This is a genomic window from Desulfosarcina variabilis str. Montpellier (genome assembly GCF_048565275.1).
Classification (GTDB): Bacteria; Desulfobacterota; Desulfobacteria; order Desulfobacterales; family Desulfosarcinaceae; genus Desulfosarcina; species Desulfosarcina variabilis.
Window position 1 is genome coordinate 3951396 of sequence record NZ_CP159846.1, and the last position, 14151, is coordinate 3965546.

The 14151-nt window shown below is 54.8% G+C and carries 10 protein-coding genes; 2 read left to right on the forward strand and 8 right to left on the reverse strand.

Annotated elements, in window-relative coordinates; translation table 11 throughout:
- Positions 1 to 91 precede the first annotated feature (91 nt).
- The 7 genes from Dvar_RS17755 to Dvar_RS17785 form a co-directional block, all read right to left on the reverse strand.
- Complete coding sequence (locus tag Dvar_RS17755) at positions 92 to 1702, reverse strand: amidohydrolase (RefSeq protein ID WP_419663021.1); 1611 nt, start codon at positions 1700 to 1702, stop codon at positions 92 to 94.
- A gap of 154 nt (positions 1703 to 1856) precedes the next feature.
- Complete coding sequence (locus Dvar_RS17760) at positions 1857 to 2909, reverse strand: proline racemase family protein (RefSeq protein WP_419663023.1); 1053 nt, start codon at positions 2907 to 2909, stop codon at positions 1857 to 1859.
- 54 nt (positions 2910 to 2963) lie between these two features.
- The gene (locus Dvar_RS17765; RefSeq protein ID WP_419663025.1) at positions 2964 to 4067 is read right to left on the reverse strand and encodes an ABC transporter ATP-binding protein; all 1104 of its coding nucleotides are present in this window, start codon (positions 4065 to 4067) and stop codon (positions 2964 to 2966) included.
- 189 nt (positions 4068 to 4256) lie between these two features.
- Positions 4257 to 5420, reverse strand: a complete 1164-nt coding sequence (locus Dvar_RS17770) for an extracellular solute-binding protein (RefSeq protein WP_419663026.1) — start codon at positions 5418 to 5420, stop codon at positions 4257 to 4259.
- 31 nt (positions 5421 to 5451) lie between these two features.
- Positions 5452 to 6252, reverse strand: a complete 801-nt coding sequence (locus Dvar_RS17775; protein WP_419663028.1) for an ABC transporter permease — start codon at positions 6250 to 6252, stop codon at positions 5452 to 5454.
- A 3-nt stretch (positions 6253 to 6255) separates the two neighbouring features.
- Positions 6256 to 7122, reverse strand: a complete 867-nt coding sequence (locus Dvar_RS17780; RefSeq protein ID WP_419663029.1) for an ABC transporter permease — start codon at positions 7120 to 7122, stop codon at positions 6256 to 6258.
- A gap of 234 nt (positions 7123 to 7356) precedes the next feature.
- Positions 7357 to 8145, reverse strand: coding sequence for an IclR family transcriptional regulator (locus Dvar_RS17785; RefSeq protein ID WP_419663031.1), 789 nt, complete (start codon positions 8143 to 8145; stop codon positions 7357 to 7359).
- A 280-nt stretch (positions 8146 to 8425) separates the two neighbouring features.
- Here Dvar_RS17785 and Dvar_RS17790 point away from each other — a divergent pair, with 280 nt between their 5' ends.
- Both Dvar_RS17790 and Dvar_RS17795 read left to right on the forward strand, forming a co-directional pair.
- On the forward strand, positions 8426 to 10903 hold the full coding sequence (locus Dvar_RS17790; RefSeq protein ID WP_419663032.1) for a 4Fe-4S cluster-binding domain-containing protein: 2478 nt from the start codon (positions 8426 to 8428) through the stop codon (positions 10901 to 10903).
- A gap of 124 nt (positions 10904 to 11027) precedes the next feature.
- Complete coding sequence (locus Dvar_RS17795) at positions 11028 to 11717, forward strand: peptidoglycan DD-metalloendopeptidase family protein (RefSeq protein WP_419663034.1); 690 nt, start codon at positions 11028 to 11030, stop codon at positions 11715 to 11717.
- On the opposite strand, the gene Dvar_RS17800 is transcribed toward Dvar_RS17795, so the two are convergent.
- Positions 11707 to 14121: an AAA family ATPase gene (locus Dvar_RS17800; protein WP_419663036.1), complete on the reverse strand. Its 2415-nt coding sequence runs from the start codon at positions 14119 to 14121 to the stop codon at positions 11707 to 11709. The two genes, Dvar_RS17795 and Dvar_RS17800, sit on opposite strands and share 11 nt — an antisense overlap.
- Between the last annotated feature and the right edge of the window lie 30 nt (positions 14122 to 14151).

The window sequence follows — 14151 nt, forward strand, 5'->3', positions numbered from 1 at the left end:
TGAAGGAATACTGTCGATTTTTTTAAATTATTATAGTCTCTTGAATGAATCTATAAAATAGACAGGATTCATTTGCTTAATCACTTAACACTTAAAATTGTCGATAGACAATTTCTCCATTCAAAACCGTCATGTCGACCCGCGCCTCGGGCAAGCGTGACGGCGGCAAATGAAGAATATTGTGGTTGAGGATGGCCAGGTCCGCCTTGTTGCCAGGTGCAATGACACCCACATCCGGCGTGTGCTGCACGGAAGCCGGGGTAGTGGTGTAAGCCCGGATGGCTTCCTCCACGGTCACCCGGTTTTGCGGATACCAGCCGCCTGCCGGTGACCCGTCATCACGCTGGCGGGTCACGGCGGCGCGGATACCCAGCAGGGGATCCGGATCGCACACCGGGCAGTCGGAGCTGAACATCACCGGCAGACCGGTATCCAGGAGTCTTCGAAAGGCGTAGGTGTATTGGCCCATTTCCCCGACCGCCGCATCGATCAGATCGATATCCAGGAGCATGTTGGCCGGCGTGACGTTCAGGGCCAGATTCAATCCCTTCAATCGGGCCGCATCGGCAGGCCGGATCATTTGGACATGCTCGATGCGATGGGGAATCCGCGGCGGCGGAGCGTTACCAGGAACGCGATGGGTTTCGAGCGCTTCAAAAATGTCAATCACCTCTCGATTGGCCCGATCCCCGATGGCATGCACCATGGTGGACAGACCGGCGGCATCTGCGCGCCGGATGGCATGGGCCAATGCGTCCATGTCCATCAGGGGCATGCCACGGTCCGCATCCTGATAAGGGTCGATCATCCAGGCCGTCCGGGCCCCCATACCGCCATCGGAAAAAAACTTGACGTGGCCCACACGCAAGCGGTCGTTTCCATATCCGGTGCAAAGCCCCAGGTCAATGATGGTGTCCAACTGTTCGCCAGGAAGCGTCACCCACGTCCGTAGCTTCAAACGGTGGTCCTGGTTCAAGCGCTGAAACATTCTGAAGGCCGCCCCGCCGTCATCGTCGTCCATCAGCCGTACATCGTGAATGCCGGTGATGCCTTTTTGGTGGAGGCTGGCGGTGGCCTCGCCCAGGGCTTGCTGTATCACCTCGGTCGACTGCGGCGGGATGGCCTGACGTACGAGATTGATGGCCAGTTCGCGCAGGATGCCGTTGGGCTTACCGGATTCGTCGCGTTCGATACGGCCGTCGGGTGGATCCGGGGTAGCAGCGTCAATGGAGGCAGCGGCCAAGGCCATGGAATTGGCCACGGCCAGGTGCAAATCGCAACGCCAGAGCAACACCGGATGCATCGGCGCCACTTGGTCGAGGCGTTTCCGGGTGGGCATTTGCGGGGTGGGCCATTGGGTCTCATTGAATCCCTGGCCCATGATCCAGTGGTCCGCTGGATGGCTGTCGGCCGTTTGTCTGACCCGGTCCAGCAGATCCGCCAGACTGGTGGTATCATCCAGCTTGACGCCCTGGCGTTTCAGGGCCCATTCGTAAAAGTGGATATGGGTATCGATAAATCCCGGGACCATCAGGCGGCCGTCCAGATCAATGCGCCTGGTATCCGGTCCGGACAGGAGCAGGATCGCCGCATCGCTGCCCACGGCAATAATGCGATCCCCGTCGATGGCCAGGGCCTGGGCCACTGTCTGGTTTGCATCCTGGGTGGCGATGGTGCCATTGTAAAAAATGAGATTGGGCATGGTGAAGACAGCCTTGTTAGGGGTCGAGGAGCAAAGGGGTCCAGGGTTCAAGGGGTCCAGGGGGAAAAAGGCGAGGGAAGAAGGACGAAGGATGACGGACGAGCAGGTGCGTTTATTTTTGACCCCCTCGAATCCTCGTCCCCTTTAACCCTTTTCACAACAAAAACCCCTCCTGGAAGGGATCCCGCTCATCCACGACAAACTGGTGGAAACCGATAATCTGGGCATTCCCGCGGATCTGTGCCACGATGCCCTCGAATTCGCCGACGGCGACCGTTTTCAAAATGCGGCCCTCGAATACCGTGCCAAGAGGACTGGTGTTTTTGTAGATGTCACCGACTGCCAATTGACCGTGATGATGGAGTAAGGTCATTTTGGCCGAGGTGCCGGTGCCGCACGGTGAACGGTCCATGTGCGACTCGCCGTAGACGACAACATTACGGCCGCTGAGGCTGACGGAATCTTCCGTGTAGAATTCGGTGACATCCACCGTGTCGACTTCCGGACGTTCGGGGTGGCGCACGGTAAAAGCCTGGTTGGCCGCATCGATAACCGCCATGCCCAGGTCAATCAGGCGCTGACTGTTTGCGGGAACCAGGTCAATACCAATGGCGCGTGCCGATACCATGGCGAAAAAGCCGCCCACACAAACAAGATCGACGGGAACCGCGCCAAAACCAGGTACATCGACACTACATCCGGTATCGAATACGAATGAGGGTACCATATCAATGGCTACTGATTCGACTCGTCCATTTTGAATCCGGGTATGGGCACAGATCGGCCCGGACGGGCTGTCGACAATGATATCCCGATCGCCGTCACCTGTTTCCAGTGCGCCGGTTTCAATCAGGCTGGCCACGGCACCAATGGTGGCGTGGCCACACAGGTAGGGGTAGCGCCGGGCATCCATGTAAAAAAGGCCGAAATCGCCATTTTCGCTCACCGGTTCGGTGACCACCGCGGCCATGATGCCACGGTGGCCGCGGGGCTCACGGGTCAGTAGTTTGCGCACGGGGTCAAAGCGGGCTTCAAAATCATCGCGTTTTGCTTTGATCGTTGTGCCGTTAAGAGACCCCACACCGCCCACCAGCAGCCGGGTCGGCTCTCCTTGGGTGTGGGAATCGATGGTGATGATGCGATTGTCAAAACGGTTCGAGAATCTGTCTTCGATCCGATCCAGGTTGAGCATCCATTTGCCTTTCATCGGCCTTCCGTCAGTATCGGGGGAAGCCCTGTAAGGGCACGGCGCGCCGTGCCCCTAGGATTCTAAAGGAATCAGGTGGCAGTGCTGCGGCGCCACCTGTACATTGACGGTTTCACCGGTGTTGTAGATTCGGGTGCGCATCATGCTGATCACGTGGATTTCACGGCCGTCCCCCAGTTCAATGAAATAGCTGACCTCTCCGCCCATGTAGCTGCGGTCCTTGATGCGTCCTGTGAAGTGGTTCATATTTGCCTGCGGATTGAAATCATCTTCGGGAAAGGCGTCAAAACGCTGGGCACGGACGATCATCTCCACCCGGTCCCCCGTGTTGAACCCGCCCTTGTTCTCGGCAACCAATACTTCACCGGTTTCGATTTTCACCTTGACCACAGCATCGTCCACGTCCACCACATCACCGGGCAGGAAATTGGAGTGACCCAAAAAATCGGCTACAAAATGATTGGCCGGTTCGTTATACACCTCATGCGGTTTACCTTCCTGCTGTTTGCGACCGGCCTTCATGACCAGAATTTTGTCCGACATGCTAAGGGCCTCACGCTGGTCATGGGTCACAAAGATGGTCGTGACCCCTATCATCTGCTGCAGGTTATCCACCTCGCGCCGCATTTCCTCGCGCAGGTTTTCGTCCAGGGCCGACAGGGGTTCATCCATGAGCAGCACATCCGGCTCGATCACGATGGCGCGTGCCATGGCGATGCGTTGCTGCTGGCCGCCGGAAAGCTGGCTGGGCATGCGGTTCTCCACGCCGGGCAGGCGGACCATTTCAAGGGCGCGTTTGACCTTCTGCTCGATATCAGCCTTGGGCACCGACCGGTACTTGAGGCCAAAGGCCACGTTATCAAAAATGGTCTTATGGGGAAACAGAGCATAGTTCTGGAAGATCATGCCCAGATTACGCTTGTGGATCGGGGTGTCGTTAACGCGCACCCCATTGATCAGGATGTCACCCTCGCTCGGCTCTTCCAGGCCGGCCACCATGCGCAGCAACGTGGTCTTCCCGCAGCCGGAGGGGCCCAAAAGGGTCACCAGGCTGCCCTCTTCGATGTCAAAATCCATTTTTTCGACCGCCGTGACCTTGCCGAAGCGCTTCATGATTCCTTTGAACTGCACCATGGGCTTTTTTTTACCGTTTGCCACTGTTCCATCCCTTGTTTCTTTGGCATGTGCATGATGTTGTGTCGTATATAGATCTGTGGATGGCTTAGAAGGCGTAGCTTACGCCCGAGTTCAAGGCGGCCGTCAGATTCGAGCCGGAAGCATATGACGAATATGTTGAGGATTCGAATCTGACGGCCAACGCCGTAAATCGGGTGTAAGATGCGTCTTCTAACTGCCTGCCTTAATACGGTCCCACTTCTCCGTCCATTCCAGCTGATGCGAATTCCAATATCCCGGATTGGCGAACAGGTAGCCGTCCAGCTTGCCGGTGGGATCGAAGGCCGGCATCTTCTTGATTTTGTCGGTCAGTTTGACCTTGGTAGGATCCAGGCTGGGCGGGTAGTTCTGGCCTTCTGCCACGGCGATGGAAGCGGCCGGTTCGAGCATGAAGTTGAGCAGCTTCTGGGCCACCGCAAGGTCGGTGCCCTTGAGCACAAACAGATATTCCATCCACGAGTAGGTTCCCTTAGGAGACAGATACCCGATGGGATGCCCTTCCTGCTGCAGGGCTGCCACTCGTCCGGACCAGGCCACGGTAGCATAGATTTCTCCGTTGGCCAGCAGACTCATCAACTCGGCGCCCGAGGCCCAGTATTTCTTGATCAGCTCGCGTTGCTCGCGAAGGGCGGCCCAGATGGCCTTCAGGTCGGTCATGTTGTTGGGGCTCTGGCCGGTATGCAGGGCCGCGTACCACATATTGGTTCTGAAATCACCTTCCCAGCTGCCCAGTTTGCCTTTCAGGCTTTTATCCCAGAGCAGGGATGCGCCGAGCTTCTCGGCTTTTTCCTTACTGATATGCTTGGTGTTGTAGGCGATGCCGGTCTGGCCCAGATCGTAAGGCACGGCCGACAAGGTTCCCTTGGTGATTTCGCGCAAGGGTTTGATCATGGCCGGCATGACATTGGCAAGGTTGGGAATCTTCGACTCGTTCAGTACCGAGGAAAACCCCAGGTCGGTGTAACGGGCATAGTCGAACACAGCGGACAGGTGAGCGATGTTGAACTCACCGCCGGGTGGGTAGGAGGCTTTGACGCGGGTCAGAAACGAGTTCATGTCGCCGAATTCTCCATCAACCACTTCGATGCCGGTGGCTTTGGTGAAGGGCTTGAAGGCGTTTTTACGAAAAGCCTCGGATACGCTGCCGCCCCAGCCATCAAAACGGATGGACTTGGCTGCCCATGCGCGTTTGACGGCGCCACCAAACGGTGAGCCAATCAAGCCCAGAGAAGCACCGGCAAGGCCCAGGTATTTGATGAATTGCCGGCGGCTCAGGCTACCGTTTCGGTAGGCGTCGTAAACCCGATCAAGTTTTTCTTTGGTGACAATGGCCATGGGATCTCCTTTCGGCTGTGAGGGTGTCGGATTATTTGGTTTTAACGGTTGAGAATTTACGGGTCAGATAGCCGGCAAAAAGTGGGGTGGCAATGGTCAGTACGATCATTACCGCACCCAGGGCGTTGATTTCCGGGCTGATGGAATTTCTCAGCATACTGAAGATCTTCACCGGCACGGTCTGATTGCGGGCCGTGGCCCAGAACAGGGTGGCGGTGATGTCGTCAAAAGAAATGGTGAAGGCAAACAGTGCCCCGGCCAGAATGGCCGGCAGCAAAAGCGGAAAGGTCACGTCTCTGAAGGTCTGAAAATTATTGGCGCCCAGGGTTTTGGCCGCCTCTTCATACTCTTTTTTTATCCCCACCAGCCGCGCCTGGACGATCAGCAGCACATAGGGCAGGGTCAACACCACGTGGCCGATGAGCAGCAGGGCAAAGCTCTTGGGTTGCTGCAGCCAGCGCAGGAAAAGCAAAAGGGCCACACCGAGCACCACTTCCGGGATCATGATCGGCGACAGCAAAAGGGTGTTGAGGGTATTCTTGGCGGGAAACTCGAAGCGAATAAACGCCAGTGCCGCCAGGATACCGATGGCCGTGGCAATCACCGCGGTCAGCGAACCCAGGATCAGAGAATTTTGGAAGGCCTCGATGATCGACTCGTTCTGGGCCAGTTTGATGAACCAGCGAAAGCTGACTCCCTCCATGGGAAAAATACCGAATTGCTTGGGGTTGAAGGCCAGTACGACGACCACCACGATGGGGGCGAACAAAAACACATACACGAGAAAGGTGTAGATGCGGATCAGATTCCATCCGATGGAAGCGCGTTGCATGGCTTAATTCCCCTGAAAGCTTTTGAAGATCTGGTTGATCCCCAGGTAGCGGTTATAGGTCCAGACAATCACGAAGAGCAGCGAGAGCAGGATCACGCTGATGGCCGAGCCAAAGGGCCAGTCCAGGGTGCCGATGACCCGCTTGAAGATCAGGTTGGCAATCATGTCATTGCTTGGGCCGCCCAGGATCATGGGCGGCAGATAGGTGCCGGCGGTCAGGACGAAAACCAGCAGGCATCCGGCGCTCACCCCGGGCAGACTCAAGGGCAGGGTCACCTCACGAAAGGCTTGCCATTCGGTGCAGCCCAGGCAGCGCGCTGCCTCTAGAAGGCTTTTGTCAATACCCTCCAGGCTGACGTAGATGTTGAGCACCATGAAGGGCAACAGATACATGATCAGCCCCATGAGCACGGTAAATTCGTTGTAAAGCATGGAAAACGGCGTATCGATCAGTCCGATGCGGATCAGAAAATGGTTGATCAGGCCGGTGTCGCCCATGATGTTGATCCAACTCATGGTGCGGATGATGAAACTTACCCAAAAAGGGAGCATGATCAGCAGAAGAAAAACTTTCTTGAACCGGCTCTCGCTGCGGTAGAAGAAGTAGGCCGGGATATATCCCATGATCACACACAGGATGACGGTCTGAAAGGATATCCGAATGGTGCGGATAAGAATTTTGGGGTAGAAGAAGTCTTCGAAGAATTTGGCGTAATTGCCCAGCTGGAAGGCGGGGATGTCCGCACCGCTGGGCGCACGCAGCCAGAAACTGTAGACAATCACAAAACAGACCGGAACTACAAGAAGGAGAAAAACAGCACTTAGTGACGGCGCCAGCAGCGCCCAGGGTTTCCACTTGTCGGATTTCATAATGACCTTACCTTGACGGATTCGTAAAAAGCCCGATATCGGCGTTACGCGTATCCTTCGTCACTGCGGAGTACGATTAGTACGCCTCATTCCTCAGGATTCGCAAGCCTTGATCTCGGGTTTTTTACGAATCCGTCTGCCTTGATGAAAAAGAATGATCCGTGGAAGATATTGAAACCCTAACGGGCAATGGGCGATCTGTCAAGTTGTCCTCCGTATTCGGTCGTGTCGTCGTTATTTGAGATTCCTTCCCGGCGGCAGTAATTCGGATAGCGTCCGGGCGGTCTGCCTGACCAATTCTGCGTACTGGGTTTTGATGGTTTTTACATCGTGCTGCAGCACCGAAAAATCAAAGGACACCGCGCCCACGCCTTTTCCGGTGATCGGATCGCAAAGCGGTGCACCGATGGCGATCAGACCCGGAAGATACTCCTCTTCACTGATGGCATATCCGCGCGTTTTGACCTGCCTGATTTCAGTCAGCAGTTGGTTTTTGTCGACAATGCTCTTTTCGGTTCTGGCAGAAAGTTCCATGGTGGCGATGCGCTCAATCAGCCGGTCGTCGGCAAGGCTGGACAGAAAGGCCTTGCCCAGGGCTGTGTTGTGAAGACAATGGGTGGACGATTCCGGCAGATGGTACGTGAGTGTTTCTTTTGCCTCCCGGTTGTACAGTCGCCTGATAACGCCATCCACAACAGCGACAACATCGATGCTGATGTTGTTTTCACGGTGTACGCGGTCGACCAGCTTTTTGATCAGGCGCAGGTGATCCGTGGCCCGCATGATATTGTTGCAGAACACCTGACACAGGATGGTCGGCCGGATCTCCTTGGTTTTGGCATCCTTTTCAAGATAGCCCAATTCTGCCAACGTATTGATGTAGCGATACGTTGAGGTCATGTTCAGGCCTATCCGTTTGGCAATTTCGCTCTGGGTCAGCACAGGTGTCTGTTTGTTGAACAGGGCAAGGATTTTCAACCCCTTTTCCAGGGATTTTGAAAAATAGTATTTTTCTTTTGACATCGGTTTCTGGGGTGAATTATATATTTCACTATAAAAGAAATAAGTTTACTATAATAGTTAAAGTGACAGAAATGATATTTGTTGTCAATTATTATTTTTTCCAAAAAAGCGGTTAGCTCTTATCGGCTTGGCATCTAAAAGTAATTTAATGTTCACCGATGGCTTAAATGCAAAGGTTTGGAAATCATTTTGTTTCCTTAAGCTAATCGCTAACAGCTAACAGCTAATGGCCAATGGCCAAATGTCCGATTCGAACATATAGGCCCTGGAGGGTGGGGAAATGCCACAAAACGAAACCCAGTTAAGTATTGTTTTCGAACATTCAGGTGAAGAGAATCAGGTGCGCTTAAGCGACCTGGTGATGGCGCTGACCGATTTTTTCGAGCATTTCAGTGAAAAGCGCCTGATCGGAAAAGCGGTTTTTCAGATCGTCAACCGTGCCGGCGAGGCGCATGACAACGGTCGCTCCCGGTTTGACCGCCTTTTGACGCACTGCGGCTACGACGGTGATGCCGAAGGCTTTTTTCGTGACCTTTTAAATCAGCTGGGGCATGCCGACGGCACGCAACGTATCGTTGTCGGCGGCATTACGCTGCCCCATCTGATGCTGATGGCCGTGTTGGAGGTGGCCCTGCCCGGAACGCGGTTTATCTCCGTTAAAACCACCGAGCAGTTGGAAAAACTGGCCAATCTTAGCATCCCACAAACGGATCGGGATGACATGCAGGCCGTACTGGACACTTATCCCGTGCGGCTGTCCATGCACACCATTCGTCAGATGCGGGTGTCGGGCAGTGTGGCTTATCAGTATCTGCCCTTTGTCCAGGAGCTAGACACCGTCGGTCATACCAACACCTGGATCGGACAGTTTCACCAGGGGCTGTTGGAACAGATGTACCAGAACCGGGTCATTTTTCTGCTCAACATGAGCTGCCCGGTCTATTGCCGCTTCTGCTTTAGAAAACACAAGGAGTCACGCAACGAGTCCAATCCCACCACAGCGGACGTCAATCGGGCGGTTGACCATGTGGCCGGTTCTCCCTCCATCAAGGAGATTGTCATCACCGGCGGCGACCCTTTCATGAACCGCTCCAACATGGCTGCGGCCATTGACGGACTGATGGAAATCGAGCACGTTCAGACACTGCGCCTGGCCACCCGGTCCATTGCCTATTACCCGCACATGTTTCTGGGGAACGACGGCGAGCTGCTCAATTATCTCAAACGCAAAAGTATCGAACTGCAGCAGCGCGGCAAACGCATGGAAGTTGCCACGCACTTCATCCATCCGGATGAGATTTCTCCCCAGAGCCTTTCGATCATTACCGAGCTGGTTAAAAACGGTATCGCCGTGTATGTGCAGACACCGTTTTTAAATGACTGCAATGATCAGGGTCCTGAGCTGGTGGAGCTGTTCACGCTCCTGCGCGGGGCCGGTGCCGAGCTGCACTACATTTATATCCCCTGCAGCCCCATCCATGGCAACAGCGTCTATTGGGCGCCCATCGACAAAGGGCTTGCCGTGGGCAGCTACCTGCGGGCACATCTTTCCGACCGGGTCATTCCACGCATCTGCACGGCCACGCCCATCGGTAAGATGGACTGGCATACCAGCGGCTGGGCCGTGGAACCGGTGGCGGACAACGAGAACTTCATATGGATCAGAAGCCCGTATACCCCGGGGTATTTCAAACAGTTCGCTCCCCTGGCCAATGAGCTGGACAATATCCGGGTTAACGAAGAGGGCACCATCGATATCCAGTACATGGCCAAGATCGACAATGCATCCCTGTTCCTGGGCGCTCGCCCGCCAAGGCCCGACGGATTCGTCAGGCCACCCAAAGCATCCATCGAATCGTTGCTGCCGTTGGTAAACGGAGCCGATGTCATGGTACCGTCCATCGTGGATACCGGATTGAAGGATCTTTCACGGGTTCACCTGACCCGTGTGGAGATGACCACCAGTGCCGGTGACAACGCATTCGATTACATTCGAGGGGATGAGCGCATCACCGATGTGGTGGTCGTGCCCGCCACGGATGTGGTCGATGAATTTCAATCGATCCGGCGCATCGTGCGCGCGCTTCAGGACGTTCCCCATGTCAATGCCGTGCGGCTGCGCAGCCGCGCGTTTAACCATTCGCCTGAGCGGTTCACCCCGGCGGTGATCGACGCCCTGGGCGGACTCAACCGGTTGACCATGGTCAATCCCCTGCGTCTTGAGATTGAAACGGGGTTTCTGACGGCCGATCAGATTCAGCCTGAGCATGCCCGGCTGGCCCGCCAGTTGGGTAATCGCGGCATTACCGTTTACAATAACACCCCGCTTTTCGGGCGGATCAACGATACATCCGATGCCATCCATAATCTGGCCTATGCCTGCCGCACGGCCGGCATCGAATTCCATCATCTGTACGTGGCTGGATTACCAGTGCAGGAACGCTGGAATCGTGATTTCCCGGTCGATCTTTACGATGTGATCGATATCGCCACAACGGTAAGGCGCGAGGGCAGTGGCCGGGAAATCCCGCGCTACATTATTCGTACGGCCCTGGGAGAGACCGATTTCGGACTTTCCTCCACGATTTCAGGCGCCCATGGCGATTTGTCAGTCAAATTACTGCCCTATGACCAGGCCTATTTCAAGGCCATGGATCAGGGATTCCAGTGGCCGGAGGGGGTGCGGGAAGATGACGACGGTCATCCGGTCGTGGCGGTCAACGGATTGCTTAAAACAACGAACTTCGCGTTGTCTTAATTTCATTGTTGGGTTTCGTTCCTCTACCCAACCTACAATGCCTTAAAATAGAGGCAACCTCGTAGGTTGGGTCGAGTGCAGCGATACCCAAGTTTTGACTTTTATCATTTATTGAGAAATTGCGATGACAGGCTATAAATCAGATAAATCGATGTACTACCCATTTTTGCTATACAGTGAGAAGATCGAGCATCGGCCGGTGTTTGCCGGCCTTGCCGGTGATCCCTATATTGCTGACCTTTCCCCGGCTAGTCCGCTTTTAAATGGCATTGATATGCGTGATCAACAGGCCTTTCAGCGTATTCTGGAAGCGGCCATGGGCGACACGTACAGCTGGGGATTTTCTTCCTATCTCGAACACCGGGATACCTTGCTGGGCGACTGTCCACAGATGGTGGAAGAAAAGCGCTTCATCCACCTGGGCCTGGACGTCATCGTGCCGCTCGGTACCCCTTTGCACGCGCCCCTGGATGCGGTGGTGGCGGCATGCGATTACGAGGCCGGGGAGGGCAATTACGGTGGGTGGGTGCTGCTCAAACACGACAGTTCCTATTTCGAACCGTTTTACAGCCTCTACGGGCATCTGCGCCGGGACCGTTTGCCGGCTATCGGCAAAACGGTTGCGGCGGGAACCGCCTTTGCCCAAATCGGAGACTTTCACGAAAACGGCAACTGGTTTCACCACACCCACATTCAGGTCATCACCCAAAAGGGATTGGACCAGGGATATCTGTCCAAGGGATATTGCACGATCGCTGATCTGGGGCAAATCAACGATTTGTGTCCGTCGCCGATTCCACTTTTTATTCGATAATAGGGACGGCCTTCAGCTTCAAGCTTTGATCCAAATACGTTTTTAGTTTTTGTTGCACCTGGCCATAAACGGTCTGGTCGGGATAGTTTCCGTTTTGATCCGCTTTGCCGGCCGGCTTTCCCGTCAGGATCTCGATTCCTTCCTCGATGGTGGATACCTGCCAGATGGTGAACTGTTTATTTTTAACCGCATCGACAACACTTTTTTTGAGCATCAGGTTTTTTACATTGGCCGATGGAATCATCACGCCCTGGTTGCCGGTCAACCCCTTGCTGTGGCAAACGTCGAAAAACCCCTCGATTTTCTGGTTGACGCCACCGATGGCCTGGACCCGGCCCTTTTGATTGACCGACCCGGTGACGGCGATGCCTTGGCGGATGGGAAATTCCGACAGGCTGGATAAAATGGCGTACAGCTCTGTCGAAGCGGCGCTGTCGCCGTCAATGCCGCTATAACTCTGCTCGAAAGTCAGGCTGATGGTCAGGCTTAAGGGGTAACGTTGGGCAAAAGTCCGGCCCAGGTAACCGGAAAGGATCAGTACCCCCTTGTCGTGGGTCTTGCCGGAGAGTTTGGATTCGCGTTCGATATTCACGATGCCGGGCTTGCCCATATAGGTTTCGGCCGTGATTCGGGATGGCCGGCCAAAGGCGATCTCGCCCATCTGATAGACGGCAAGGGAATTGACCTGGCCGACCTTAAGGCCCGTCACATCGATCATGATCGTGTCATCAACATAATTTTCGTGAATTTTTTCCTCATACAGATTGTACCGAAAACGGTGTTCTGTAAATGCCTTGACCACGTGATCAGCACTCACATGCTTGGCCGACATCTTTTTGGCCCAATAGTCCGCCTCCTGGATCACCCCGACAACCGAACCGAAACGTAAGGAGAGTTTGTTTTTGCTGTCAATGGCTTTTTCTCCATACTCCACCACCGCGGCCACCCCGTCTTTGGTAAACGGTAAAAGCCCGGCATCGCGGCAGACCCGGGAAATGAACTGAATGTAAAGATAAACGGTTTCATTGGTGCGGGCGACCTCGAAGTCAAAATCCGCACGCACACGGAAGATCTTGTTGAATTTGGGATCGAAGTTCTGCAACAGCTGGAAGGGTTCGTATCCGCCCAGCAGAATTACTTTCACATCCAGGTCCACTGGCGCCGGCCTCAAGGATGCCGCCCCCAGCCCCATGTCCTGGGACATGTCTTCGATGCAGAGCATGTTGTTCTGCAAGGCCCGTTTGAGAGACTCCCAGACCTGGGGATGGGCCATCACCGATTCCACTTCCAGAATGAGAAAACCACCGTTGGCCTGCAGCAGAGCCCCGGACTGGACCATGGTGAAGTCCGTGACCAGGGTGCCCATAAAGGCCCGTTTGTCGATGCGTCCGAACACATTCTGATAGGTGGGGTTGGGTTCGAACACCACCGGCGCCCCTTTAAGCTCGCTGCGGTCTTCCAGGACATTGACCTTGTACCGATTCAGGGATAATTCCATGGCTTGCGGCGACCCATTCTCGTCGTCGTCATCGGATGCGTTTTCCTGAGGCAGAAACAGTCCTGTGTTTTCCACGATATCTTCCTGCACGTCATCCAGGTACTGAAGGATTTCGGCATGCTCAGCGTATGTCTCACGAACGACATCCAACCGGTTTTTAACCACAAAACGAGTTAGTTCGGCCGCCAGTTGCTGGATTTCCTTTTGCTGGGCGTGATTGATCCGGTTGACGTCGCGCATGACCGTCTGGATTTCTTCCTGAAAATCCTGGACCGTCTGTTCGATGGTTCGCTGCTGGGCGTCGGTGAGTTTTTCAAACTCCTCTTCGGTAAACGCTTTGTCGCCATTCAAGGGGATGGTCTGGTAGCCGGAAGGGGTTCGTTCCACACTGAGCTGTTTTTCCTTGGCCAATTGGTCCAGCCGATCGAAATGCGTTTTTTTCTTTTCGCCGTAGCGTTTTTGAATTTCTATAACCTTTTCGCGAAACGAATCCGCCTGAAATTCCTTGGGCAGCCGAATCTTAAGGTCGTTGATCAGACGGTTCAGGCTTTTGGCGAACCGGCTCGCCTGGCCGGGAGAAATGGGAATTGACCGCGGGCGGTATTCATCCTTGAAGTTGTTGACCATGCACCAGTCCGGGGGGGTAGGCAGATTGTGGGCGACTTTGCGCACGATCTCCTGAACGATGGTGGTCTTGCCGGTGCCTTCCGGTCCGGTAACAAAGATGTGGTAGCCGGGACGATTCATTTCCAGACCGAATGTAATGGCCCGGACAGCCCGTTCCTGGCCGATGACCTGATCAAGCGGGGTGATATCGGCGGTGGTTTCAAAATCGAACATGGACAGATCACAGTGGCAGCGCAGCTCGCTGATGGGAACTTGATTCACGGTGGCAAGGGGGGGCATGGCGTCTCCAGTATGGTCGTTTTAAAAAAA

Excerpts from the sequence above, each read along its gene's own strand:
- Dvar_RS17755 (WP_419663021.1), bottom strand. The coding sequence starts at position 1,702 with ATGCCCAATCTCATTTTTTACAATGGCACCATCGCCACCCAGGATGCA.
- Dvar_RS17760 (WP_419663023.1), bottom strand. The coding sequence starts at position 2,909 with ATGAAAGGCAAATGGATGCTCAACCTGGATCGGATCGAAGACAGATTC.
- Dvar_RS17770 (WP_419663026.1), bottom strand. The coding sequence starts at position 5,420 with ATGGCCATTGTCACCAAAGAAAAACTTGATCGGGTTTACGACGCCTAC.
- Dvar_RS17775 (WP_419663028.1), bottom strand. The coding sequence starts at position 6,252 with ATGCAACGCGCTTCCATCGGATGGAATCTGATCCGCATCTACACCTTT.
- Dvar_RS17780 (WP_419663029.1), bottom strand. The coding sequence starts at position 7,122 with ATGAAATCCGACAAGTGGAAACCCTGGGCGCTGCTGGCGCCGTCACTA.
- Dvar_RS17785 (WP_419663031.1), bottom strand. The coding sequence starts at position 8,145 with ATGTCAAAAGAAAAATACTATTTTTCAAAATCCCTGGAAAAGGGGTTG.
- Dvar_RS17790 (WP_419663032.1), top strand. The coding sequence starts at position 8,426 with ATGCCACAAAACGAAACCCAGTTAAGTATTGTTTTCGAACATTCAGGT.
- Dvar_RS17795 (WP_419663034.1), top strand. The coding sequence starts at position 11,028 with ATGACAGGCTATAAATCAGATAAATCGATGTACTACCCATTTTTGCTA.
- Dvar_RS17800 (WP_419663036.1), bottom strand. The coding sequence starts at position 14,121 with ATGCCCCCCCTTGCCACCGTGAATCAAGTTCCCATCAGCGAGCTGCGC.